Source organism: Frankia nepalensis, from assembly GCF_016786325.1.
Classification (GTDB): domain Bacteria; phylum Actinomycetota; class Actinomycetes; order Frankiales; family Frankiaceae; genus Pseudofrankia; species Pseudofrankia nepalensis.
In genome coordinates this window covers 15,892-39,132 of the sequence record NZ_JADWYU010000186.1, presented here as the reverse complement: position 1 = coordinate 39,132, position 23,241 = coordinate 15,892, and the positions used below count along the sequence as shown (strand labels likewise).

The 23,241-nt window shown below is 72.7% G+C and carries 20 protein-coding genes; 12 read left to right on the top strand and 8 right to left on the bottom strand.

Annotated features, from left to right (window positions below):
* Window positions 1-329: 329 nt before the first annotated feature.
* Window positions 330-2,471, top strand: a complete 2,142-nt coding sequence (locus tag I6A81_RS28185) for an acetate--CoA ligase family protein (RefSeq protein WP_203003164.1) — start codon at window positions 330-332, stop codon at window positions 2,469-2,471.
* A gap of 331 nt (window positions 2,472-2,802) precedes the next feature.
* Complete coding sequence (locus I6A81_RS28180; RefSeq protein WP_203003165.1) at window positions 2,803-5,214, top strand: putative bifunctional diguanylate cyclase/phosphodiesterase; 2,412 nt, start codon at window positions 2,803-2,805, stop codon at window positions 5,212-5,214.
* Between the two features lie 58 nt (window positions 5,215-5,272).
* Here the strand turns inward: I6A81_RS28180 and I6A81_RS28175 are convergent, their stop codons facing one another.
* Window positions 5,273-6,502 (bottom strand): EAL domain-containing protein, encoded by a 1,230-nt coding sequence (locus tag I6A81_RS28175; protein WP_203003166.1) that lies wholly within the window; start codon window positions 6,500-6,502, stop codon window positions 5,273-5,275.
* Window positions 6,503-6,635: 133 nt separating this feature from the next.
* On the opposite strand from I6A81_RS28175, the gene I6A81_RS28170 reads away from it, so the two are divergent.
* The 3 genes from I6A81_RS28170 (at window position 6,636) to I6A81_RS28160 (ending at window position 8,322) form a co-directional block, all read left to right on the top strand.
* Window positions 6,636-7,334 carry an NADPH-dependent F420 reductase gene (locus I6A81_RS28170; protein ID WP_203003167.1) on the top strand — a complete coding sequence of 233 codons (699 nt, stop codon included), beginning with the start codon at window positions 6,636-6,638 and terminating at the stop codon, window positions 7,332-7,334.
* Between the two features lie 68 nt (window positions 7,335-7,402).
* Window positions 7,403-7,585: a hypothetical protein gene (locus I6A81_RS28165; protein WP_203003168.1), complete on the top strand. Its 183-nt coding sequence runs from the start codon at window positions 7,403-7,405 to the stop codon at window positions 7,583-7,585.
* Window positions 7,586-7,659: 74 nt separating this feature from the next.
* On the top strand, window positions 7,660-8,322 hold the full coding sequence (locus I6A81_RS28160) for a hypothetical protein (RefSeq protein ID WP_203003188.1): 663 nt from the start codon (window positions 7,660-7,662) through the stop codon (window positions 8,320-8,322).
* A 4-nt stretch (window positions 8,323-8,326) separates the two neighbouring features.
* Here I6A81_RS28160 and I6A81_RS46335 read toward each other — a convergent pair whose 3' ends face one another.
* The 3 genes from I6A81_RS46335 to I6A81_RS28145 form a co-directional block, all read right to left on the bottom strand.
* The gene (locus I6A81_RS46335) at window positions 8,327-8,704 is read right to left on the bottom strand and encodes a ClpX C4-type zinc finger protein (RefSeq protein WP_203003169.1); all 378 of its coding nucleotides are present in this window, start codon (window positions 8,702-8,704) and stop codon (window positions 8,327-8,329) included.
* 107 nt (window positions 8,705-8,811) lie between these two features.
* Window positions 8,812-10,032: a sensor histidine kinase gene (locus I6A81_RS28150; RefSeq protein ID WP_203003170.1), complete on the bottom strand. Its 1,221-nt coding sequence runs from the start codon at window positions 10,030-10,032 to the stop codon at window positions 8,812-8,814.
* A 122-nt stretch (window positions 10,033-10,154) separates the two neighbouring features.
* Window positions 10,155-10,811 carry a response regulator transcription factor gene (locus I6A81_RS28145; protein WP_203003189.1) on the bottom strand — a complete coding sequence of 219 codons (657 nt, stop codon included), beginning with the start codon at window positions 10,809-10,811 and terminating at the stop codon, window positions 10,155-10,157.
* 234 nt (window positions 10,812-11,045) lie between these two features.
* Here I6A81_RS28145 and I6A81_RS28140 point away from each other — a divergent pair, with 234 nt between their 5' ends.
* The 6 genes from I6A81_RS28140 to I6A81_RS28115 all read left to right on the top strand — a co-directional run bounded on the left by I6A81_RS28140 (window position 11,046) and on the right by I6A81_RS28115 (window position 16,794).
* On the top strand, window positions 11,046-11,594 hold the full coding sequence (locus I6A81_RS28140; RefSeq protein WP_307874971.1) for a hypothetical protein: 549 nt from the start codon (window positions 11,046-11,048) through the stop codon (window positions 11,592-11,594).
* Between the two features lie 5 nt (window positions 11,595-11,599).
* The gene (locus tag I6A81_RS28135; RefSeq protein ID WP_307874970.1) at window positions 11,600-12,988 is read left to right on the top strand and encodes a peptidoglycan-binding protein; all 1,389 of its coding nucleotides are present in this window, start codon (window positions 11,600-11,602) and stop codon (window positions 12,986-12,988) included.
* A complete protein-coding gene (locus tag I6A81_RS28130; protein ID WP_203003172.1) occupies window positions 12,985-13,683 on the top strand; it encodes an ABC transporter ATP-binding protein in 699 nt (232 codons plus the stop codon). The genes I6A81_RS28135 and I6A81_RS28130 overlap by 4 nt, the downstream gene beginning before the upstream one ends.
* Window positions 13,684-13,763: 80 nt before the next feature.
* The gene (locus tag I6A81_RS28125) at window positions 13,764-15,002 is read left to right on the top strand and encodes an ABC transporter permease (protein WP_203003173.1); all 1,239 of its coding nucleotides are present in this window, start codon (window positions 13,764-13,766) and stop codon (window positions 15,000-15,002) included.
* A 462-nt stretch (window positions 15,003-15,464) separates the two neighbouring features.
* On the top strand, window positions 15,465-16,142 hold the full coding sequence (locus tag I6A81_RS28120; protein WP_203003174.1) for a phosphotransferase: 678 nt from the start codon (window positions 15,465-15,467) through the stop codon (window positions 16,140-16,142).
* Window positions 16,143-16,200: 58 nt separating this feature from the next.
* A complete protein-coding gene (locus I6A81_RS28115; protein ID WP_307874969.1) occupies window positions 16,201-16,794 on the top strand; it encodes a YdeI/OmpD-associated family protein in 594 nt (197 codons plus the stop codon).
* A gap of 67 nt (window positions 16,795-16,861) precedes the next feature.
* Here the strand turns inward: I6A81_RS28115 and I6A81_RS28110 are convergent, their stop codons facing one another.
* The 4 genes from I6A81_RS28110 to I6A81_RS28095 form a co-directional block, all read right to left on the bottom strand.
* Window positions 16,862-17,416: a methylated-DNA--[protein]-cysteine S-methyltransferase gene (locus tag I6A81_RS28110; protein ID WP_203003176.1), complete on the bottom strand. Its 555-nt coding sequence runs from the start codon at window positions 17,414-17,416 to the stop codon at window positions 16,862-16,864.
* Window positions 17,416-18,903, bottom strand: coding sequence for an AlkA N-terminal domain-containing protein (locus I6A81_RS28105; protein WP_203003177.1), 1,488 nt, complete (start codon window positions 18,901-18,903; stop codon window positions 17,416-17,418). The genes I6A81_RS28110 and I6A81_RS28105 overlap by 1 nt, the downstream gene beginning before the upstream one ends.
* A 105-nt stretch (window positions 18,904-19,008) precedes the next feature.
* On the bottom strand, window positions 19,009-20,505 hold the full coding sequence (locus tag I6A81_RS28100; protein WP_307874968.1) for an MFS transporter: 1,497 nt from the start codon (window positions 20,503-20,505) through the stop codon (window positions 19,009-19,011).
* 132 nt (window positions 20,506-20,637) lie between these two features.
* Entirely contained in the window at window positions 20,638-21,285 is a 648-nt protein-coding gene (locus tag I6A81_RS28095) for a TetR/AcrR family transcriptional regulator (RefSeq protein ID WP_203003178.1), read from the bottom strand.
* Between the two features lie 375 nt (window positions 21,286-21,660).
* Between I6A81_RS28095 and I6A81_RS28090 the strand changes: the two genes are divergently transcribed.
* Window positions 21,661-22,986 (top strand): ABC transporter substrate-binding protein, encoded by a 1,326-nt coding sequence (locus I6A81_RS28090; protein ID WP_307874967.1) that lies wholly within the window; start codon window positions 21,661-21,663, stop codon window positions 22,984-22,986.
* Window positions 22,987-23,241: the final 255 nt, after the last annotated feature.

The following is a 23,241-nucleotide window of genomic DNA, read 5'->3' as shown; positions in this document are numbered from 1 at the left end:
GGACGGGCCTCCGCGGAGGCGCGCCTCCGCGCCAGCTCAGTCGCGTAACACCGCAACGTCACGAATCAACCGCTCCCGGCGGGGAGGCCTCCGCGGAGGCGCGCCTCCGCGCCAGCTCAGTCGTGTAACACCGCAACGTCACGAATCAACCCGCTCCCCGCGGGGAGGCCACTTCGCTTCGCTCGTGGCCGGGCTTCCGCGCAGGCGCGCCTCCGCGCCGTGCGGGACACAGTCCCAGCGTCATGTCTGTCATGGTTCGCCCCGTCTGGGCGGCGCGTTGTTTTTCCTGGTTCGCCTCTCAGCGAGCGAGTTCCGCAAGGAGGATCTTCATGCCTGAGATTCGGCACGTCGACTGGTCGCGGCTGTTCTCGCCGCGGTACGTCGCCGTCGTCGGCGCGTCCGACACCGAGGGCACCCAGCAGCGGGCGCAGTGGACGCAGGTCTCGGCGCGCCTGGGCGCGCTGGGCGCCGAGGTCGTCCCGGTGCACCCGAAGAAGCCCGAGATCCTGGGCACCAAGGCCTACCCGAGCGTCAGCGCGCTGCCGGCCGACCCGGACATCGTCATCGTGCTGGTCCGCGACGCGCTGCCGGTCGTCGAGGAGGCGGTCAACCGGAACGCCGGCTTCGTCGTCGTCTTCTCCGCCGGTTTCAGCGAGCTGGGCACCGCCGAGGGCGACGCGGCCGACGCGAAGCTCAAGGAGCTGGCCTCGGGGGCGACCCGGATCATCGGCCCGAACACCAACCTGAACATCTTCGAGCCCTGGCCCGACGGGCTGCCGAGCAAGAAGAAGCTCGCCATCGTCACCCAGTCCGGCTACCAGGGCCGCCCGATCACCCAGGCGCAGGCCCTCGGCGTCGGCATTGAGATCTGGGCGACGATCGGCAACGAGGCCGACCTGGAATGGGCCGACTTCGTCGCCTACCTGGCCACGCACCGGCCGGACATCGGCGCCATCGCGACCTATGTCGAGGGCTTCCAGGACGGCCGGGCCTTCCAGCTGGCCGCCGACGCCTGCGCCAAGGCCGGCATCCCGATCATCGCGATCAAGGTCGGCCGCAGCGAGGAGGGCCGGGTGATGGCCGCCGCGCACACGGGCCACCTCACCGGTGCCGACGCCGTGCACGACGCGGTCTTCGAGCAGTACGGCGTCATCCGGGTCGACGACCTCGACGAGGTCATCGAGATCTCCAACATGTTCTGCCACACCGGCCTGGTCGGCGGCACCGGCGGCATCGCCGTCTACGCGATGTCCGGCGGCACCGCGTCGCACCTCGCCGACCTGTTCGGCGCCGCCGGGGTGAAGATTCCGAAGTTCGAGCAGTCGACGGTCGACGCGCTCGAGGAGTACATCCCCTGGTACCTGCGCCGGGACAATCCGGTCGACTCCGGCGGCGCCATCACCGCCCGTCCTGAAAACCGCAAGGTTCTCGAGCTGATGCTCGACGACCCGAACACCGACGTGCTCTTCGCGCCCATCACCGGCGTCTTCCCGGGCATGAGCGACGCGCTGGCCCGTGACCTGGTGGCGCTGCACCAGAAATTCCTAGCCGGCGAGGGCAAGCCGGTGGTCGCCGCCTGGATCTCGCCCATCCGGGACGAGGCCTACAAGTCCCTGTGCGACGCCGGCGTGCCGGTGTTCCACTCGTTCGGCGCGGCGGTCCGCGGCCTTTCCGAGCTCGGCCGCTACTCGACCTTCGTCCGTGACTACCGGAGCCCGTTCGAAGCCGAGACGGGTGGGCCGGCGTCCGACGAGCGCTCCTCGGCGCGCGCCGCGGCGCGCGACCTGCTGGCGGGCGCGACCGGCGCGGCGCTCAACGAGGTCACGTCCAAGCGGCTGCTCGCCGCCTACGGCATCCCGGTCGCGGGGGAGCGGATCGCGAGGTCGGCCGACGAGGCCGTCGCCGCGGCGTCCGGCTACGGCTACCCCGTCGTCATGAAGATCGTCTCCGCGGACATCGCGCACAAGTCCGACCTCGGGCTGGTCGTCGTCGGTGTGGCCGACGAGGCCGCCGTCCGCGCCACCTACGACCACCTGCTCGCCGCGGCCGCGTCCGCGGCCCCCGGCGCGACCGTCGACGGCGTCCTCGTCGCCCAGCAGGTCACCGACGCCGTGGCCGAGGTGATCCTGGGCGTCTCACACCAGCACCCCTTCGGCCCCACCATCACCTACGGCCTTGGCGGCGTCTTCACCGAGGTCTTCAAGGACGTCTCCTTCGGCGTTCCGCCGTTCGACGCCGACTACGCGCGCTCGATGATCGAGGCGACGAAGGGCGTCAAGCTGCTTCGCGGTACCCGCGGTCGGCACGCCGGTGACATAGACGCCCTAGTGGACATCATCCTGCGCGTTCAGGCCCTGGCCGTGGATCTGGGCGACCAGGTCGCCGAACTGGACATCAACCCCATTCTGGTCCGCCCAGCGGGCAAGGGCGCGATAGCCGTAGACGCCCTCGTCATCCCCGCCAAACCCTGAGCCCGCCGACTCCGGGCTCGCTCCCGATCCGTCGCGGCGCCCCTTGTACAGCGAACTCATGGTGCGAACGGCTCCGACCACGTCATCCGCGCGGCCGGCATCCGTCGCGGATGCGCCGACACGAGGGCAGAGCGGGCGGAGCGGCGCGCGCCCGCGGCCCGCGCTACCAGTTGTCACCGGCCAGGAGCTAACAGCGCGACCAGGTGTGGCGTTCGGTGCCCATGGCGATACTGCCGGTGGGAGGAGCATGTCCATGGGGCTAGGGAGCGCTCGGTCGCGCCAGACATCCACTGCTGGATGCGTTCAGCCGGTCACCGAAAGGACCTTCCGGGTGCTGGCCATTGGCACCGTCATCCTCGCCCTGTCGGCGGTCCTTCCCCTGCCATTCCTGGACGGCCGGGAGCAGTTGATCTTCCAGGCGACAACGATGATCTTCGCGGCCGTCGCCGCGGCGGTGGTCGCCATGGTGGGGGTGGCGCGGACCCGTGGTCCTGATCGCCGCTGGCGGTTGCTGGTGGGGACGATCCCGATCACCTCGGTCTTCGGTGCCGCTGACTGGGTCCGCCAATATGCCGTCCTGCGTATCCCGGAGGCCACACTCGGCCGCGCGGATCTCGTGTACCTGTTGCCCTGCGCCATCATCCTGGCGGGCCTGCTGTGGATCCCGACCAAGGTGGACGGCGGTGACGTCAGCCGGGGTCCTCCCCGGCGGCGGGTCGGGCGGCCCCGTTACTCGGACGCGCTCGTCGCGCTGGACGGCCTGGTGATCATGGTCTCCATGCTGCTGATCGTCTGGATCGTCGTGCTGGGCAAGATCGTCTCCGGCGATCTGCCTGGGTTGTCCTTTGCCATCGCGATGGCGATCTCGTTGGGGGGGATGCTCGCGCTGATCGTTGTGATGTTGGTCGGGACCTTCCGCCAGCCGCGTAACGGCCGGTCGCTGGCCCTGCTCGGCATCGGGCTGGCCGTGCTGCTCGCCCCCGAGGCGCAGACGGTGAACCTGTCGATCGAACACGCGCCGGAGATCGATGCCACCGCGCCCTACTGGGCCTGCCTGGCCGTCGGTCCGCCGCTGCTCGCCCTGGCCATCGTCGTACCCGAGCGTCGCCGACAGGCCGGCAGCTCGGGCGATGATCTGACCCGGCCGCGGACGGGACGCGTGGGCTGGCCGTGGGCACACAACTATGTGCCATACCTGCCGCTTGGGGCCGCCGCCGTCATCATCGTGGGGCTGGCGGCCAGCGGCGCCGCGCTGGGAGGCGCCGCGCTCTTCCTGACGCTCATCCTGGCGACGCTGGTGGCGGTTCGCCAGCTGATCACGGTGGCGCAGAATATTCGCCTGCTCGCCACGCTGCAGGCGGCCCATGACCAGGTCCGCTACCAGGCCTTCCACGATCCGCTGACCGGGCTGCCCAACCGTGCCCACTTCACCCGAGAACTCGAACGAGCCATCGCGGACCACCAGTCCGGCGGCCAGGCGGTGGGTGTGCTGTTTGTCGATCTCGACGGCTTCAAGTCCGTCAACGACACCCTCGGTCATGGGGCGGGCGACGACCTGCTGCGCGCGGTCGCCGAACGGCTACGCGAAGCGGTCCGGCGGGACGATCTCGTGGCTCGCCTGGGCGGCGACGAGTTCGCTGTCCTGATCACCGAAACGGAGCACGCCAGCACGCCGACAGTCCTCGGGCGCCGCATCGGAGAGCGGATCCTGGCCGCGATGAGCCCGCCCTTCACCATCCACGGGCACCTCAGGTACATGGGCGCGAGCGTCGGTCTGGCCACGGCCGACCTCGGCCAGCCCGCCGACGATGCCGAGCAGCTGCTGCACCAGGCCGACAGCGCGATGTACGCCGCCAAGCACGGCGCCAAGGGCAGCCTGGTCACCCACTATCCCCGCGGGTCCGCCACCGCGGACGCGGACGACCTGAGCGGCTCGTCCCTCGCGGCGAAGCTGATGGGCGACGCCACCCCCGGCGCGCTCACCGTCTGCTACCAGCCGATCCGCTGCCTGCGCGACGGCCGGACGGCCGCCGTCGAGGCCATGCTCTGCTGGACACAGGCGTCCGGCGCTCCGATACCGGCGCGCGAGCTCCTCGGAGTGGCGGAGCGGGACGGCCTGGCCGACGACCTGGACGGCTACCTGCGCGAGCGCGCCTGCCGGGACCTGCCGGCGATCCGGGATCGGCTGGGCGCCCCCGTCCGCCTGCACCTCAACGTGTCCCCCGGAAGCGTCGGCAGGCGCGAGTTCGTCGACCGCGTCGAGGAGTCGCTGCGCCGCCACCACCTGGGTGCGGGCACGCTGGTCCTGGAGATCGAGAGAACCGCCCGCATCCCCGACCTGACCGCCGCCGAGACCATCCTTGGCTGGCTCACCGGCACCGGCGTGGACATCGCCCTCGACGGCGTCGGTGCCCTGGACAGCTCGCTTGGCGCGCTCTACCGGCTACCCGTCAGCCTCATCAAGCTCGACAGGGCGCTGTCCGCCGACCTGCTGTCGGCCGGGCAGGCCTCGCGGCGCACCGTGCCGCCCGCCCGCAAGGCGCTCATCGACTTCGCGGCGGCAACCGGGCTGACCGTGGTCGCGGACGGCATAGTGACCCAGCCCCAGCTCGACACCCTTCGCGCCGCCGGCTGTGATTTCGGACAGGGCAGCCTGCTCGGGCCTCCGCAACCGCTCCAGGAACTGGCCGGCCGCTCCGGGAACTGGCCGAACTGGCCGGCCGCGGCCTTGACCGAGGGCTGACGCGTTCGACACCCTGACCCATCCGAACCCTGACCCGTCCGAGCCCACCCAGCCGAGTTCACAGCCTGCTCGCGGCTTCCAGGCGAGGCGTGGCCGGCGGGGTGGGTGCTGGTCTGCCGAGCAGGAATCCCTGCCCGTGGGAGATACCCACGCTGATCACGGCATCGCGTTCGACGGTGGTCTCGATCCCCTCCGCGACGACCGTTCCGTCGATCTCGCGGGCCAGCTGGACCAGGCCGGCGGCCAGCGCGCGGCGGGCGGGGTCGCGGTGGAGCTTGCGGGTGAAGATGTGGTCGACCTTGATGATGTCCGGGCGGAGCCTGACGAGCTGCTCCAGGCCCGAGTAGCCCGTGCCGGTGTCGTCGATCGCGATGCGGACGCCGAGCTCGCGAAAGTGCTGGATGACCCGCATCGCCTTCGGTTTGGTGAGGCAGTTCTCGTGTTCGGTGATCTCGATGATGAGTCGATCTCGGCCCGGGAGGTCGAGGATGATATCGGGCAGAGTGGCGGCGATCGTGCCGCACGAGGCATTGATCGCGAGCAGCATGCCGTCGGCGAGCCGGGGGAGCGCCGTGAGCGCGTGCTTGATCGCGACCGTTTCCAGCTCCGTCGACAGACCCACCAGATGGGCGTCGAGAAACCATTCCTCGGTGCTGCGGACCTTCCCGCCGCGGCGGGCGGGGAACCGGGCCAGCGCCTCGACGGCGGCGACCTCGCCCGTGTCGAGCTGGACGATGGGCTGGTACACGATCTTCGGTTTGCCGGCGTCGATGAGGTCGCTGATCGTCGACCACACCTCGCTGCGCGCCTCCCACATGTGCCGGAGGTCGAGCAGGGAGTCACCCAGGAACGCGGCCGTCAGGCACAGGAACTGGTGGTGGCGTCCCTGCAGCGACGGCCGCGGCCGACGGGCCATGCAGAACAGCAGCCCGTAGCGCTCGCCGCTCGGGTCCGTCAGCGTCGTCACCGTGTAGGCGCCGGCCCGCAGGCGCGTCAGCACGGTGGGCTTCGCCACCCGGGGATCCTTGGCGACATCACAGGACAGGACAGGAAGAAGGCCGTTCTCCACGTCGAGGCAAAGCTCTCGGCAGTGCCGGAGGGTGGTGCCAGGAGCCAGCCCGAACCGTCGTCCGTCACCGGCGACCACCTGGACGACCAGCAGGTCGCCATCCCACATGCCGAGGACCGCGACGTCCATGTCCATGTGCAGGCGCAGCACGTCGAGCAGGTCCGTGACCTTCCTGTCCGGCTCGATCACCCGCGCGCGCGGTCCAAACGTCGTCGGCATCGCATCCCCCAGGCGGGTCTGCCCGGGCGGTCGTCGGCCAACCCTCCGCGCCGGTGGACGCGGGCCCGGCTCCAGCTGCCGCGCATCGCCATCGGCCGGGAATGCCGCGGCGCGGACGGGCCGTTGCGGCGGTATGACGACGATCGGACTGATCGGAAGCGGCAACATCGGCTCGACCGTGGCTCGGCTCGCCCTCGCGGCCGGCCATGACGTGGTCCTGAGCAACTCGCGCGGCCCCGAGACGCTGGCCGGCCTGGTGGCCGAGCTCGGTCCTCAGGCCAGGGGCGGCACGCCCGACGAGGCGGCGCGCGCCGGTGACCTGGTGGTCGTGACCGTCCCGCTGCGTGCCTACGAGAGCGTGCCGACGAAGCCGCTTGCCGGCAAGATCGTGCTTGACACCTGCAACTACTACCCGCAGCGGGACGGGCAGATCGCCGAGCTCGATGACGAGCGGACCACGACCAGCGAGCTGGTGCAGCGGCATTTGTCTGACTCGAAGGTCGTCAAGGTCTTCAACAACATCTACTTCAAGCATCTGCTGTCACTGGCCCGCCCGGCCGGGGCGCCGGACCGCTCAGTGCTGGCGATCGCTGGGGATCACGCCGACGCGAAGGCGGCGGTCACCGCCTTCCTCGACGAGATCGGCTACGACAGGGTGGACGTCGGCCCGCTCGCCGAGGGCTGGCGGTTCCAGCGCGACACCGCCGCGTATGCGGGGATCTACTTCGGTCCCGGCGGGCGTGGCGGCGACGCGGGTGTGCCAGTCGACGGCGCGACCCTCCGGGCCGCTCTCGCGGCCGCCCGCCGCTACGCCGACACCGTCACCGGCTGACGGCGTCACCGGCTGACACCGCCACCGGCTGACGGCGCCCGGATTCGGTCGCCTGGGTCCGGCGCCGGATGACCGGCACGTCGGGTTCCGACGTGGCGGTGGCGTGGCAACGCGCCCCCGCCACCCGGCACAGCCCCGGGCAACTGGCGCCACGGGCCGAAGAAATCGTGAAGGAGACCGGCGTGGCAGGCGAGACGGCCAGCGCGGCCGCCGTCGCCGCGGACCCTGCCGTGCTCGAGAGGGTCGCCTGAGCCGAGTTGCGGTGGTCTCGGCACCTGGTGACGATGAACGGGCCAAGTGCCGAGGGATGGCCGCGGGGGTGACCATGAAGCCGTGCCGGGAGCGGGGCAGCAGCAGCGATATCACCGAGGCATGCCGGCTGATGGTGACCGTTGACGAATCTTTTGATCGTTTCCGGGGACGTTTCGAACGGGCCGTGCCGCCGGTGGACTTCGCGCGGTTCGAGGGGCTTGTCCGCGAAGGTGTCGACTGGGACGAGGTAAGGCACGCGACGGCCGAGAACGCCCCGCACAGCTTCATGATCTACTGGCGCATGGATGTCTCGCCGCTGTTTCGGCTCGCCGGCGGCACCCGACGGTGCGTGGAGTACCTGATGGGCAACCACGTGATCGCCGAGCGGATGTATCGCCACGACCCCGCCGCTTTGCTGTACGCGCCGCTTCGCCTCGCGATCTACGACAGCACCCCCGGGGGACGGCCAGCTGGGACATCATCGAAGAACGGCGCGGGCCCGCTGCCTGCCCGGACCGATGCCGCCGGAGGCGCCGCCGCATCCGCGCCGAGGCCGACCACCAGCCTGACCATCGACCAGCCGAGCTCCCGGTTCGCCGGCCTCGGCGACCCCAACATCACCCAGGTCGGCCTGGAACTGGACCGGAAACTGGCGGAGCTGCTGGGCTACCTGGACGCTCCGGTTCCCGAGGAGATCGCGGCGAACGTCGGATCCGACGGCGCCCCGCCGGAGTAGCCCGTCAGTCCTCGCCGGAGAACCGCTCCCAGGCCGCCTGCTTCGAGACGCCGAGCGCCGCTCCGATCCGGGTCCAGCTGATGCCCCGGCCGCGCAGGACGTCCACGTAGTCGTGGACGGCGGCATCGGCCTGGGCCACCACCGCCTGAACCTTGGCCAGGCCGGTCAGTAGATCGTCGTCCGACCGTTCGTCCCACGAGCCGAACGCGGGCGCCGGCTGCTCGGTGATGATCAGGTTGCAGAGGTCCACGCACTCGTTGCAGATGTAGACACCCGGGCCGGCCACCAGCTTGGTCACCGCGGCCTTGTCCTTGCCGCAGAACGAGCAGCACAACGTCTCCAGCCAGCCCTCGCCGGGCACCGGGCTCCGCGTGTTCGCCATGGCGTCAGGCTAGCCTTGACGCACTGACAGTGTCAAGGCTGCCTTGACATCGCTGACATCGCTGACATCGCTGACATCGCCCTTCGCCCGCGGACCGGCACCTGTGATCAGTCCTGGGCGGGTGGATCGCCGTCGGGAGCGGCGGGCAGGGTCACCGTCACCACCAGGCCGCCGCCGTCGCGGGCTCGGGCCCTGGCCGCGCCACCGTGCGCCTCGGCCACCGACCGGACGATCGACAGCCCCAGCCCGGCCCCCTTCGCGGTGATCAGCCGTTCGGTCGCCATCCGGTGGAACGGCTCGAACAGTGACGGGACCTCGTAGGGCGGCACGGATGGACCGGTGTTGGCGACCTCGACCTCGACCAGGCCGTCGTCCCGGGCGCGGCTGGCCACCCACACCTCGCCGCCCGCCCCGATGTTGTGCCGCACGCCGTTCTCGACCAGGTTGTGCACCAGCCGTTCCAGGAGCAGCGCGTCCCCGCTGGTCGGCGCCTCGGCCGTCGTCTCGCGCACGACGATCCCGGACCGTCTGGCCTCTGGCGCGACCTGCGCGACGACGTGGGTGACGACGTCCGCGAGATCGACGGGCCGCCGCCCGGTGATCTCCCTCTCCGAGCCGGCCAGCAGCAGCAGGCCGCTGATCAGTCGCTCGTGCCGAAGGTTGATCTCGAGCAGGCTCTCACCCAGCTGTTTCACGTCCTCGGAGGCGGACCGGCGGTGCATCGCCACCTCGACCAGGGCACGGCCCACCGTGAGCGGCGTGCGGAGTTCGTGGGAGGCGTTCGCGATGAACCGGCGCTGCCCGTCGAACGACCGGTCGAGCCGTTGCACCATCGTGTCGAACGCGTCGGCCAGCTCCTTGACCTCGTCGTCCGGCCCGCGCAGGGCGATCCGCTCGTGCAGCCCCCGATCAGCGGCCGGTGCCCCGGCGATCCGGCGGGCGGTGTCGGTGACCCGGTGCAGCGGCGCGAGGACCCGGCCGGCCACCAGCCAGCCGAAGCCGGCCGCCGCGCCGCCGACCACGCCCAGCGCGATCCCGCCCTGGACGAGCAGGGATCTGGTCGCGGCGTGCCGCAGCTGATCCTGCTGTTCCCGCATCCAGCGCTCGGCATCCGCGCCGGTCAGCAGTGCCTCGTCGCCTTCCAGCGGCGAGGTCTGCCTGTTGACGGTGGTCGTCACGTTCCCGTTGGTGTCGATCCGCTGGGCGAGCACCTTGAACCCGGATCCGCTGAGTTGCTGCTGGAACAGCGCGTACGTGGCGCCGAGCAGCACCACTCCGGCGACGATGAACATCCCGCCGTAGATCAGCGTCAGCCGGGTCCGCAGCATGCGGCGCCGCGGCGCCGGCCCTCGCCGGCGCGGGCGGGACGACGGCCCGCGCCGAGGCGACGCCGCGGGCCGCGTCCCTGGCGGTACCCGGCGCGGCGACGGCGGCCGGACGACGACGGCGGTCATGGGATGCGGTAGCCGACGCCGGTGACGGTCTCGACGACCGGCGGGTCACCGAGCTTGCGGCGCAGCTTGAGGATGGCGAGCCGGACGGCTCCGGTCAGCGGGTCGGCATGTTCGTCCCATGCCTTCTCCAACAGGAGCTCGGCCGACACGACGGCCCCGTCGGCCCGCAGCAACTCGGTGAGAACGGCGAACTCCTTGCGGGACAACGGCACGTACCGGCCGTCCCGGAACACCTCGAGCCGGGCCGGGTCCAGGGTGATCCCCACCCTGCGCAGCACCGGCGGCGCGGCCGGGCGAGCCCGCCGGCCCAGCGACTGGACCCGGGCCGCCAGCTCCGCGACGGCGAACGGCTTGATCAGGTAGTCGTCCGCGCCGAGGCTGAGCCCGTCCACCCGGTCGGTGACCTCGGCGGCCGCGGTGAGCATCAGCACCCGGGCGGTCGCCCCGGACGCGACCAGCTCCCGGCAGACGTCGTCTCCGTGCACGGCCGGCAGGTCCCGGTCGAGCACGACCACGTCGTAGCTGTGCACGGTCAGCCGGTCCAGCGCCGCCTCGCCGTCGTACACGACGTCCACCGCGTGCGCCTCGTCCCGCAGCCATTCCGCGACCGCGTCGGCGAGCATCGGCTCGTCCTCCACCACCAGTACCCGCACGGCGTCACCCCGTTCGTCCACCTGCCCCGCCGGCCCATGGTCGCGACCAGTCTGTTTCCCCACTGTTAGCGCCACCTGATGACCTCGAAAAGGCCCTCGAAAGGCCGCGGCCAAGGGGCCGCGGTGGGCCGGTGCTCATGGAAACGCCAGGGAAACGCTCCGGTGCGTTGCATCAGCGCTCGACCGGCCGCGACCAGCGCCGGTCGAGAGATGGCGACGCGGCAAGGAGACGACGTGACGCGAAGGCTTTTCCGACGAACGCCGGCGGTTCTGGCGGCACTGCCGCTGGCCTTGGCACTGGCCCTGACCGGTTGCGGGGGCGGCGACGACACCGGGATGGTGGCCTCGGCGGCCGGGGTCGGCTCCGGGGGTGGCGGCTCGGCGGGGGACGGCGGCGCGACGGCCACCGGCGACCCGAACCCGGCGGACCTGGCCATGAAGTTCGCGCAGTGCATGCGGGAGAACGGCATCGACATGCCCGACCCGGTGGACGGCCGCATCCAGCTGCGGATCGACCCGAGCACGCCGAAGGAGACCGTCGACGCCGCCATGGCGGCCTGCCGCGAGTACAGCCCGCAGGCGAACGGGCCGGCGGGCGGTGACCCCGAGATGGCCGCGAAGGCCAGGGACTTCGCCGCGTGCATGCGGGAGAACGGCGTCGAGGCCTTCCCCGACCCCGATCCGGCCCAGGGCGGCATCATGATCGGCCCGGAGGTCGGGGAGGACCCTGACTTCGAGGCCGCCCAGCAGGCCTGCCAGAGCATCCTCGCCGGGAAGGGATGACCCGGGTGGCCTTCGAGGAGCACACAGCCCAGCGGGGCCGGGTGGCCCGGGACGGCGGCGCCGCGACCGGCGCCGCCATCCTGATCACCGAGGGCGCGGAAGACGCCGGGAGCGCTGGTCCGACGGGAAACGCCGATCGAAACGGCCACCCCGCGACGCCGACGAACGCCCCCGCGCCTCGGCCGGCCACACCGTCGGCGGCGACCGCGCCGACGCCGGTCGAGCAGGGCGACGAGGCTGAGCGGGGCGATGAAACCGAGCAGCGGCCCGACCGGGCCGACCGGCCCGAGACCGCCGGGAGCGGTCGCCGCCGCGGTCGGAGGCGGCGGCGTGGCTGGCGAGTCGCGGCCGTCCTCACCGTCGTGGCCGCGGGCGGGGCGGCGGCCACCGCGGCGGCGCTCGGCATCGCCGACGACGGCGAGGCGGCCGGGTCGAACGCGGGCGCGCTGCCGCCGAGCACCGCCGAGGTCACCCGGCAGACGCTGACCGACTCCCGGACCGTCGACGGCGACCTGGGCCACGGCCCGTCGACCACCGCGGTCAGCCGGCTGCCCGGCACCGTCACCGCGCTGCCGGACACCGGCGCCGAGATCACTCGCGGCCAGCAGCTGTTCCGGGTCGACGACCAGTCGGTGACCCTGATGTACGGCGCTATGCCCGCCTACCGGCCGCTGGGCCCGGGAACCGAGGGCCCCGACGTCCAGCAGCTGGAGGAGAACCTGGCCGCGCTCGGCTACGCCGGATTCACGGTCGACGACACCTACACCGGTGACACGGCCGACGCCGTCGCCCGGTGGCAGGAGGACCTGGGACTGCCCGGGACCGGGCGGGTCGACCTGGGCCGGGTGGTGTTCGCGGCGGACGCCGTCCGGGTGGACAGCGTGACCGCCGAGCTCGGCGACCCGGTGGGCCCCGGCAGCGCGGTGCTGAGCTATACCGGGATCGCCAAGGCCGTGACCGTGGAGCTGGAGACCTCCGAGCAGCGGCTGGCGACGGCTGGCGCCGAGGTCACCGTCACCCTCCCGGACGGCGCGACGACCCGCGGCCGGATCGACGAGGTGTCGACCCGGATCGTCCCGGGCACCGGCCCAGAGGCGCAGCCCACGACCACGGTCGAGGTGGTCGTCGGGCTGCCGGAGCAGCGGGCCGCCGACGCCTACACGCTGGCCTCGGTCGACGTCACCTTCACCGCGGCCCAGCGGCCAGACGTGCTCACCGTCCCGGTCGCCGCGCTGCTGGCGCTGGCCGAGGGCGGTTTCGGGGTGGAGGTCGTCGACGAGGCGGCCGGGACCTCGCGGTACGTCGCGGTGACCACTGGCCTGTTCGCCGACGGCCGGGTGGAGATCTCCGGTCCCGGCATCGCCGAGGGCGTCACGGTGGGGATGCCGGCGTGATCGAGCTGGTCGACGTCAGCAAGGTCTACCCAGGCGGGGTCGCCGCGCTCGCTGGCGTGACGCTGCGGATCGAGCGGGGCGAGCTGGTCGCGATCGTCGGGCCGTCCGGGTCGGGGAAGTCCACGATGCTCAACATCCTCGGCGCGCTGGACCGGCCGTCGTCGGGCACCGTGCGCGTCGACGGGCACGACGTGGCGCGGCTCACGGACGCCGAGCTGTCCGCGCTGCGGGCGAGCCGGATCGGCTTCGTCTTCCAGCAGTTCCACCTGGCGGCCGGCGTCAGCGCGCTGGACAACGTGGCCGACGGCCTTCTCTACTGCGGACAGCGGCCGCCGGCGCGACGCCGGCGGGCCGCGGTGGCGCTGGAACGGGTCGGCCTCGGGCACCGGATGGACCACGAGCCGCACGAGCTGTCGGGTGGCGAGCGGCAGCGGGTCGCTGTCGCCCGGGCGGTCGCCGGCGACCCGCCGCTGCTGCTCGCGGACGAGCCGACCGGGGCGCTCGACTCGGTGTCCGGCGCGGGGGTGATGGCGCTGCTGCGTGAGCTGCACGGCGGTGGGACCACGGTGGTGGTCATCACCCACGACCGGGAGATCGCCGCGTCGCTGCCCCGGCAGGTGCGGATGCGGGACGGCCGGATCGTGGCCGACTCCGTCACCGGCCAGGTTCGGGCGCCGGCCAGGGAGGTGGCCTGATGCCGCCCTCGGCGCCGGCGGCCTCGGCCGCCACGTCACCGGCGCCGGAACCGGCGTCATTGGCGGCGGCGGTGCCCCCCATGTCACCGACGCGGCCGGGGCCGGCGGGCCCGCGGGGACGGCGCGGGCTGGTGCCGGCCCGGCTGTGGCCGGGGGACATGGTCAGGGTCGGGGCGGTGGGCCTGCGCACCCGACCACTGCGGGCATTCCTGTCCGCGCTGGGCATCGCGATCGGGATTGCCGCTATGGTCGCGGTGGTCGGCATATCGTCGTCATCCCGCGCCGATTTGGACCGCGCCCTCGACGCGCTCGGCACGAACCTGCTGACCGTCGCGCCGGGGACCACGCTGACCGGAGAACAGGCCCGGCTGCCCATGGCGGCCGAGGCGATGGTCGGCCGGATCGGCCCGGTGGAGTCGCTTTCGGCCCTCGGGCGGCTCGCGGACGCGAAGGTCTACCGGACCGACCGGATCCCGGAGGCGGAGACGAACGGGATCGCCGCCTACGCCGCCCGCGCCGACCTGCTGGCCGCCGTCGGCGGCGAGCTGGCCAGCGGCACCTGGCTGAACGAGGCGACCAGCGGCTACCCGGCGACCGTGCTCGGCGCGGTCGCCGCCCAGCGGCTGGGGATCGGCCACGCCGGACCGGACACCCGGGTCCTGCTCGGCGGGGACTGGTACACCGTGGTCGGCATCCTCGAACCGGCCCCGCTCGCCCCCGAGCTGGACACCGCGGCGCTGGTCGGATGGGAGGTCGCGGAGTCCAGGGCGGGTTTCGACGGGCATCCGACGACCATCTACGTCCGGTCGGAGGAAGCCCAGGTGGAGGCGGTCCGCGCCGTGCTCGGCGCCACCGCCAACCCGGAGGCTCCGAACGAGGCGGAGGTGTCCCGCCCGTCCGACGCGCTCGCCGCTCAGCGGGCCGCGGGGGAGGCGTTCACCGGCCTGCTGCTCGGCCTCGGCGCGGTGGCGCTGCTCGTCGGCGGGGTCGGCGTGGCCAACACGATGGTCATCTCGGTGCTGGAGCGGCGGTCGGAGATCGGGCTGCGGCGCGCGCTGGGCGCGACCAGAGGACAGGTCCGTGCCCAGTTCCTCACCGAGTCGCTGCTGCTGTCCGCCCTCGGCGGCACCGGTGGCGCGCTGCTGGGCGCCGCGGTCACCGCCGGGTACGCCGCGACGCGGGGCTGGCCGCCGGTGCTGCCGGTCTGGGCGGTGCTCGGCGGCGTCGGCGCGACCCTCGCCATCGGCGGGCTGGCCGGCCTCTACCCGGCGGTCCGCGCCGCCCGGCTCTCCCCGACCGAGGCGCTGGCCGCCCCGTAGCCCCGCCGCGCGGGGCCTGGTCGCGGACGGCGGTGTCCTTCCGTGACCGGGCCCCGCGCGTCCGGTCCGGTCACCTGACGCGGTCCCCGAGCGACGTCGGCCTCGGTGGACCCCACCGCGGCCGCCCGCCCCCGCCCACCGCCCTCCCACCATCGCCGGTCGTCAAGCACCTCCCGGGCGTCCTGTCCGACGCCGGGGGTATGAATCGACGGCCGTCGGCCCGCTGACGTCTGACAGAACTCCCCGTCACGTCGGACGGGATGCGCGGCCGCCGCCGCGGTGGCTCGGCATGGCGGCCGCGTCGCGCCGAGCGTCGGCGGGTGCCGCCGGGCATGATCTGGGCGGGGCTCTCGGGGCCGGGTCGGTGGGCCGGGCCGGCTGGAGGTCGATGTGACGGAGACACCTCTGCCAGGCGGTTGGGTGAACCCCGTCGTCCGCAGCGGCGATACGGTGCGCAGACCCGTGACGGCCCACGCCGGTTTCGTCCACCAGCTGCTCGGTTTTCTGGAGCAGCGCGGTTGGGAGGGGGCGCCGCGGTTTCTCGGCGTCGACGAGCATGGCCGGGAGATTCTTGGCTTCCTGCCCGGCCATGTCGGCTGGGAGCCCGAGCAGCCTCCGGCCGTCCTGTGCGATGAGAGCCTCGTCCAGGTCGCCGAACTGGTGCGCCAGTTGCATGACCTGACCGCCGGCACGCCGCTGGCCGGTGGCAGCGAGGTCGTCTGCCACAACGACCTCGCCCCGAGGAACACCGTCTACCGAGACCTGGGCGACGGCCTGCGTCCCGTAGCCTTCCTTGACTGGGATCTGGCTTCCCCTGGTGCGCGCATCCAGGACGTCGCGCATGTGTGCTGGCAGTTCCTCCATCTCGGCCCGGCTGTGACCGACCTGGACGAGACCAGGCGGAGGATCAGGCTGATCTGCGCCGCGTATGGACTGCGTCAGCGCGCGGGCGTGGTCGAGACCATCCTGTGGTGCCAGGACTGCTGCTGGCGCGGCGTCCAGGCGGGGGTGCTGGCGGGCGAGCCGACGGCCCTGCGGCTACGCGACGCTGGCGTCATCGACGACGTACGCGCCGGCCGTCAGTGGGTTGCCGAGAACCGCCGTCAGCTCGAGGCGCGAGGCAGAACCATGCAGGACTGAATGACCCGTAGATCTTGCGCGCCGCAGCCGGGCGATGGTCGTTGTTAGGGTGCGGGGCGTGACGTTGTCCGGGATTGAGCTGCTACTGCCCGACGCGGCCGCCTGGCGGGCCTGGCTTCAGGAGTACCACGCGACCGTGGCCGCGGTGTGGCTGGTGCAGACGAAGAAGGGCGGGAGGGTCACGTCGCTCGACTACCGGGGCGCGCTGGACGAGGCGCTGTGCTTCGGCTGGATCGACGGTCAGGCGCGCCGGCGCGACGAACAGACGATGTTCCAGCGCTGGACGCCGCGCGGCCCGCGCAGCCGCTGGTCGATCATCAACATCGGCCACGTCGAGCGGCTGGAACGCGAGGGCCGGATGGCGCCGCCGGGACTGGCGGCTGTCGCGGCGGCGAAGGCCGACGGCCGTTGGGAGGCGGCGTACGCCGGCTCGGCCACCGCGCAGACCCCGCCCGACCTGCTCGCCGCGATCGACGCCGTGCCAGCGGCAAGGGCGATGTTCGACGTCCTTACCGCGCAGAACCGGTACGCGCTGTACCACCGCCTGACCGCGCTCAAGACCGAGGCCGCGTGGACCCGCCGCATCGACGACTACGTCGCGATGCTCCCCCGCGGCGAGACCATCCACCCCCAGAAACGCCGCCCCGCGTAGCCAGTCCTGTCCCGCCGCCGGCCGGTGTGGGCCGGCGGCGACCCCGAGATATCCGCCGGGCGGCCGCTCACCACAACGCCGCGCTCGCGGCGACGCTCGTCATCGGCGCACGGGTGTTCCCGCGTGCCTCGAGGGTGAGCAGGTGGCGCTTGCGGTCGATGCCGCCGCCGTAGCCGGTGAGGTCGCCGGTGGAGCCGATGACGCGGTGGCACGGCACGATGATGCCGATCGGGTTGCGGCCGTTGGCGAGGCCGACGGCGCGCGCGGCGGCCGGCCGGCCGATCCGGTCGGCGAGCTCGCCGTACGTGATGGTCTGGCCGTACGGGATTTCGCGCAGCGCGTTCCACACGACGCGTTGGAACGGCGTTCCGCGCGGCGCCAGCGGCAGGTCGAACTCCGTCAGTGCGCCGTCGAAGTACGCCCGCAGCTGGGCGGTCACGGCGCCGAACGGGGCCGGGTCACGGTCGCCGAACGTCTCCTCCGCCGGCCGGTGCCGCTGTTGTTCCATATAGAGGCCGGCGAGGACGCCGTCGACGGCGACGAGGGTGAGAGAACCCACGGGGCTGTCGACGACGGTGTGCGTCACGTGGGCTGACGTCTCCCGGGCTGAACTCGTGGGCATCAGTTCTCCTCCGGACGGTCGGCTGGCATCTGGTTGATCGGATGCTCGCGGGTGGACCACAGGTGCTGGACCGCGTAGGCGCGCCAGGGCCGCCAGGGCGCGGAGCGGGCGGTCAGCGCCCGTGCCGTCGACGGCAGGCCGAGGTCGGCGGCGGCGAGCCGCACGCCGAGATCCGTGGCGACGAACGCGTCGGGGTCGCCGAGCGCTCGCATCGCGACCGACTCGACGGTCCACGGGCCGACGCCCGGCAGCGCCGCGAGCCGTGCCCGGCCGCGCTCCCAGTCGCCGCCGACGCCGAGCTCCAGGTCGCCAGCCGCGAGGGCACGGATCAACGCGCCCACCGTCGCGCGCCGGGAGCGGGGCATGGCGAGCGACTCCGGGTCCAGCCCGGCGAGCGCCGACGGGGTGGGGAACAGGTGGGTGAGCCCGCCCTCGCGGTCCTCGATCGGCTCGCCGTGCGCCGCCACCAGCCGGGCCGCGAGCGTCCGGGCGGCCGCGGTCGACACCTGCTGGCCGAGCACGGCGCGGATCGCGAACTCCTCCGGGTCGGTGGTGCGCGGCACGCGCCGGCCGGGGTTCTTGGCGACCAGCGGGGCCAGCGTCTCGTCGGCGCCGAGCTGGGCGTCGATCGCGACCGGGTCGGCGTCCAGGTCGAGCAGCCATCGACAGCGGTTGATCGCGGTGGTCAGGTCACGCGCGTCGGACAGGGCCAGCCGGCACTCGACGTACTCCGGCGTGGGCCGCAACGACGCGATGCCGTGCCCGTGCGGGAGCCGCAACGCCCGGCGGTAGGCGCCGTCGCGCCATTCCTCGACACCGGGCACGGCCGTGGCCGCGAGGTGCCCGAACAGGTTGTCCGGGCACAGGGGACGCCGGAACGGCAGGCGCAGGACGATGGTGCCCGACACCGGTGGTTCCCCGGTTGCCTTCGCGCGTGCCCGCAGCTCGGTGGGCGTAAGCCCGAAGACCTCCCGAACGGTGTCGTTGAAGGCGCGCACGCTCGCGAAACCCGCCGAGTCCGCGACCTCGGCCATCGGCAGGGCGGTGGTCTCGATCAGGAGGCGGGCGGTCTGCGCGCGCTGCGCGCGGGCCAGGGCGAGCGGCCCGGCGCCGAGCTCGGCCATCAGCTGCCGCTCGACCTGGCGGACGCTGTAGCCGAGCCGGTCGGCCAGCCCCGGCACGCCGTCCCGGTCCACCAGCCCGTCGGCGATCAGGCGCATCGCGCGGGCGACCAGGTCCGCGCGCTCGTTCCACTGTGGCGATCCGGGCACGGCCCCCGGCCGGCAGCGTTTGCACGCCCGGAAGCCCGCCTGCTGCGCGGCCGCGGCGCTGGGGTAGAAGCGCATGTTCTCGGGCCTCGGGGGCCGCGCCGGGCAGCTCGGCCGGCAGTAGATCCCGGTGGTGAGCACCGCGGTGAAGAACCACCCGTCGAAGCGTTCGTCCTTCGCCTGGACGGCCCGTACGCACCGCTCAACGTCGAGGTACACGAGGCCAGTGTGCTCGTCGGCCCACCGCAAGTCTGGCGGGAAATCGACATGGCGGTGCACGCCAACCGGGCCGCTCCGGCGGATCCCACCTCAGGAGAACGTGAGTCAGCGCGGGGGTGATGGCAGCGGCGCGGCGACGCGGAATGGTCCGCTGGAGGTGACCGACGGCCGGTCGCGGATGGTCAGCGCGGCAACAGCGGCGACGACGGCGGCGAGGCCGCAGACGGCGAAGAGCAGGCGGTAGGCGGTCAGCGAGGGCAGGGTCTCGCCGGCCAAGGACAGGGTGTAGGTGGCGATCAGGCTGCCGCCGATGGCGCTGGCGAGGGCGCTGCCGATCGACCGGAAAAGCATGTTGAGACCGTTTGCCGCGGCCAGCCCTGATAGCGGCGTGAAGGTGTGGATAAGGGCGGGCATGGCGGCGTAGCCGATGCCGGTGCCGGCGCCCACCAGGGTGGTGCCGAGCAGGACGTGCCACAGGCTGCCGGTCAGCGCGATGCGGACAGCCCAGCCGGACGCGACGATGACCGCGCCCAGCGCCAGGGTGCGGGACGCGCCGCGCCGGGCGACCAGGCGTGCCGAGACCGGCGCCAGCAGGAGCATGCCCACGCCGGTCGGCACCATGAAAAGGCCGCCGACCAGCAGCGAGGTCCCGAACCCGTAACCGGTCTCCTCGGGTGCCTGCACGTAGCCGACCGTGCCGATCATCGAGGCGAACAATGCCGCGGTGAACATGACCGAGCAGAAGTTCGTCGCCACCATGTCCCTGCGGCGCAGGGAGGCGAGGTCGACGAGCGGGTTTCGCGCGCGGGACTCCGCCAGGCCGAACACGAGGAGCAGGAGCGCCGAGGCCGCGAGCAGTCCGAACACCCTGGGAGAGGCCCAGCCCCAGTGGGCGGATTCGGCGAGCGGGACGAGCAGGGTGAGGAGCACGGCGGACAGCAGCGCGGCGCCGACGAGATCCACCCGGCCGCCGACGCGGCCCGGCGCCTCCGGCACGATCGTGAGCACGAGGACGAAGGTGACCACGCCGCTGGCGGCGAGGAACCAGAACAGCACGTGATAGTCGGTGTTGTCGGCGATCAGGCCGGCGGTCGGCAGGGCCAGCGCGCTGCCGACGCCCATCATGGCGCTGACCAGGGCGGCCGCCGATCCGACCCGCTCGGCCGGCAGGAGCGCGGCGAGCAGGCTGATGCCGAGCGGGATCGCGGCCGAGGCGAGGCCGTGGACCGCGCGCGCGAGGATCATGAGTCTGATGTCGTCGGTCAGCGCGGCGATCAGTGACCCGACGACGAGCGCCGACAGGGCGACGAGCAGCAGCCGGCGCTTGCCGAACATGTCGCCGAGGCGGCCAAGCACGGGCACGGCGACGGCCGCGACCAGCATCGTCGACGTCAGCAGCCACTCGACACTGGTGATTGAGGTGTCCAGCTCGGCCGGCAGCGTCGGTAACAGCGGGATCATCATCGACTGCGTCATCGCGACGATCACCGCGCCGAGGGAGACGGCCAGCAGCACCACCCGCCCCCGGCCGGCCAGGGCGGGGCTCTCGTCCCGCTCGTGAGCCGCGGCGCGGGTCCGCCGTTCGGCGCTCAGGTCGGTCACCCGGTGCCCCTCTCGCCGAGGCGCGCCAGCGGGCGGGCGCCGACCGGTTAGCGGAAGATCATCCTCCGGATGCTAACACAACTAGCCGGTCTAGTTTTCTGCTCGCCAGCCTCCGGGCCGCGAGGCCCGGGGCTACTCCGCCTCCAGGTCGGTGGTGGTGAGGGGGCGGCCGGGCAGCGGGGTCCGCGGCCGCGCGCGCAGGCCGTCGAGGACGATGGCGCGGGCCCGTTCGAAGGCGATCTCGGCCGTCGCGTCGGGGGTGCGGCGCAGGCCATAGGCGACCAGGGAGAGCAGGTGCGCGACGTCGCCGGCGCCGACGTCCGGGCGCAGCGTGCCCTCGGCCTGGGCGGCGCGGACGAGGCCGTCGAGGACCTCCGCGTACTCCTGGCGGATCCGCCGGGTCGTCGGGTCGGCATGCACGGCCGCGGCGGTCGTCGGGGAGGCCAGGCTGGTCAGGCTCATCATGAGCCGCAGCTCGCGCGGGCTGCTCAGGCTGCGGACGAGGGCGTCCCAGGCCTGGCCCGGTGTCGCCTCGGCCGCGGCGGCGCGGGTGCGCCCGAGCGCGCGCGCCATGCTGTCCTGGACGACCGCGACGAGGAGGGCCTCACGGTCGGGGAAACGCCGGTAGAGGGTGCCCACGCCGACGCCGGCGAGCCGCGCGATCTCCTCCATCGGCACGTCGGGGCCGTCGTCGGCGAACGCGGCCGCGGCCGTGACCAGGATCCGGTCGCGGTTGCGCCGCGCGTCGGCCCGTAACCGGGGTTGGGCTCCCGCCGTCATTGACCACGACCTCCCGTGTCGGTGCGCACCGCCGTCCGGTGCCCCGGCACGGACCGGTGGCAAGGCGTTACGGAAGCATGAAGCATACTGCCCAGCCATCCCGCTGGCCGGGGAGAAATCTCCGCCGGCCGGCGGGCGGTCCCGCGCGACCGGCGGGTCGTCGGTGGCCGGCCGGCGCGGCCGCGTTCGTCGCCGAGGACTCGTGGCGCCGCGGGTGAGGACAGGGCGCGGTCCGACCGAGGGGTCGCGGTGGTGATGGTTGGCGAACTGTTGACCTGTCGCGCGTAAGTACGCAAGCATTCACTCTCGCTTTCTTCGGTCGGCTTCGCTTCTTTCGCCGCCACGTCGCGGCCGGCCATCCACGAGCAGAGGGGCATGAACATGGACAAAACCAGGATTGCGAGCACGCGACCGGCCCTGCGGCGGTCACGCGACCGCACCCGTGCGTTAGCCGCGTTAGCCGTACTGGCCGGGAGCCTGGTGCTCGTCGCCTGCGGCGGTGGCGACGAGGGCGAGGGCGCCACCACCGTCCCGAACGCCACCACCGCCCCCGGCGGCGTCGAAGAGGTGCTCGGGCCGGTGGCGGCCGCGAGCGGCACCCCGGTCAAGATCGGGATGATCTCGGACGGCAAGGGCGCCGTCACCGACCTGTCCTTCGAGGGCCCGGTCGCCGACGCCACGATCGCCTACCTCAACGAGCGCCTCTCCGGCCTGGCCGGGCACCCGATCGAGGTCGTCAAGTGCGACACCCTCGCCGACCCGGGCAAGGGCACCGACTGCGCGAACCGGATGGTCGAGGAGGACGTCGTCGCCGTCGTCGTCGGCTCGTCGTCGGTCGTCGAGAGCATCTGGACACCGCTGCACGAGTCGAAGATCCCGGTCGTCTTCGGCGGCGCGAACGCGGCCACGATCCTGACCGACCGGGAGTCGACCTTCGTGCTCGTCGACTCGGCGTTCTCGATGATCAACCTGCCGATCTCGCTGGCGAAGGAGAACAAGCTCGACACGGTGACGGTCGTCGCCATCGACGTGCCGTCCGTCATGAGCGTCTATCAGAAGGTCGCACCCGCGGCGTTCGAGAAGGCCGGCGTGAAGCTCAACCTCGTCGCGATCCCCCCGGGCACGGCCGACATGACGCCGCAGATGCAGCAACTCGTCGGCACCGACACCCTGGTGCAACTGGTGGGCAGCGACTCGTTCTGCATCGCCGCGCTCAACGGCATGCGCACGGTCGGGTTCAGCGGCCCGGTCACGGCGATCGCGCAGTGCATCACCGACGCGACCCGCAAGGCCGTGCCGGGCGACACCCTCAAGAACGTCACTGTGTCGGCGACCGCGCCCGTCGGCACCGATAACCCGTCAACCAAGCTGTTCGCCGCCGTCGTCGAGGCGTATGGCGAGGGCAAGGGGATTGAGGTCAACAGGCAGGGCTCGCTGAGCATGTTCACCACGCTGGCCGCCCTCCAGTCCGCGACCGAGAACCTCACGGGAGACGTCACGTCCGAGTCCATCATCGCGGCCATCAAGGCGATGCCGGAGAAGCCGCTGCCGGGCGCGGACCCGATGAAGTTCCGCTGCGGGGGCCTGGCCAACCCGGCCACTCCAGCCGTCTGCGTCCGTGGCGGCCTCGTCACCTCCCTCGACGACAAGGGCCAGCCCACCGGCTACCGGGCCGTCGGCTCCACCCCTATCGCGGGCTGAACCGCCGTCACCTGAACCGCCGTCTCCTGAAGCGCCGTCTCCTGAAGCGCGGGTTCCGCGGCGCCGCCGGTGTCGCGGAACCCGCCTGGCGCGCCCGGCGCCGGCCCGCGGCCCACCCGGTTCCGCCAGCCGCCCGGCTTTCCCGGCCGCGGCGGCCGGCGCGACCGGGAAAGCCGGGCGCGATTCCGCGCGCTGGCGGCCCAAACCGGGCCTCGTTCCGTCGGCTTTCCCGAGGGGCGCTGGAATAGAGTCCAG

Excerpts from the sequence above, each read along its gene's own strand:
- I6A81_RS46335 (WP_203003169.1), bottom strand. The coding sequence starts at position 8,704 with ATGGCGAACACGCGGAGCCCGGTGCCCGGCGAGGGCTGGCTGGAGACG.
- I6A81_RS28165 (WP_203003168.1), top strand. The coding sequence starts at position 7,403 with ATGACCGGCACGTCGGGTTCCGACGTGGCGGTGGCGTGGCAACGCGCC.
- I6A81_RS28090 (WP_307874967.1), top strand. The coding sequence starts at position 21,661 with ATGAACATGGACAAAACCAGGATTGCGAGCACGCGACCGGCCCTGCGG.
- I6A81_RS28110 (WP_203003176.1), bottom strand. The coding sequence starts at position 17,416 with ATGCCCACGAGTTCAGCCCGGGAGACGTCAGCCCACGTGACGCACACC.
- I6A81_RS28170 (WP_203003167.1), top strand. The coding sequence starts at position 6,636 with ATGACGACGATCGGACTGATCGGAAGCGGCAACATCGGCTCGACCGTG.
- I6A81_RS28095 (WP_203003178.1), bottom strand. The coding sequence starts at position 21,285 with ATGACGGCGGGAGCCCAACCCCGGTTACGGGCCGACGCGCGGCGCAAC.
- I6A81_RS28160 (WP_203003188.1), top strand. The coding sequence starts at position 7,660 with ATGAAGCCGTGCCGGGAGCGGGGCAGCAGCAGCGATATCACCGAGGCA.
- I6A81_RS28150 (WP_203003170.1), bottom strand. The coding sequence starts at position 10,032 with ATGCTGCGGACCCGGCTGACGCTGATCTACGGCGGGATGTTCATCGTC.
- I6A81_RS28175 (WP_203003166.1), bottom strand. The coding sequence starts at position 6,502 with ATGCCGACGACGTTTGGACCGCGCGCGCGGGTGATCGAGCCGGACAGG.
- I6A81_RS28125 (WP_203003173.1), top strand. The coding sequence starts at position 13,764 with ATGTCACCGACGCGGCCGGGGCCGGCGGGCCCGCGGGGACGGCGCGGG.
- I6A81_RS28185 (WP_203003164.1), top strand. The coding sequence starts at position 330 with ATGCCTGAGATTCGGCACGTCGACTGGTCGCGGCTGTTCTCGCCGCGG.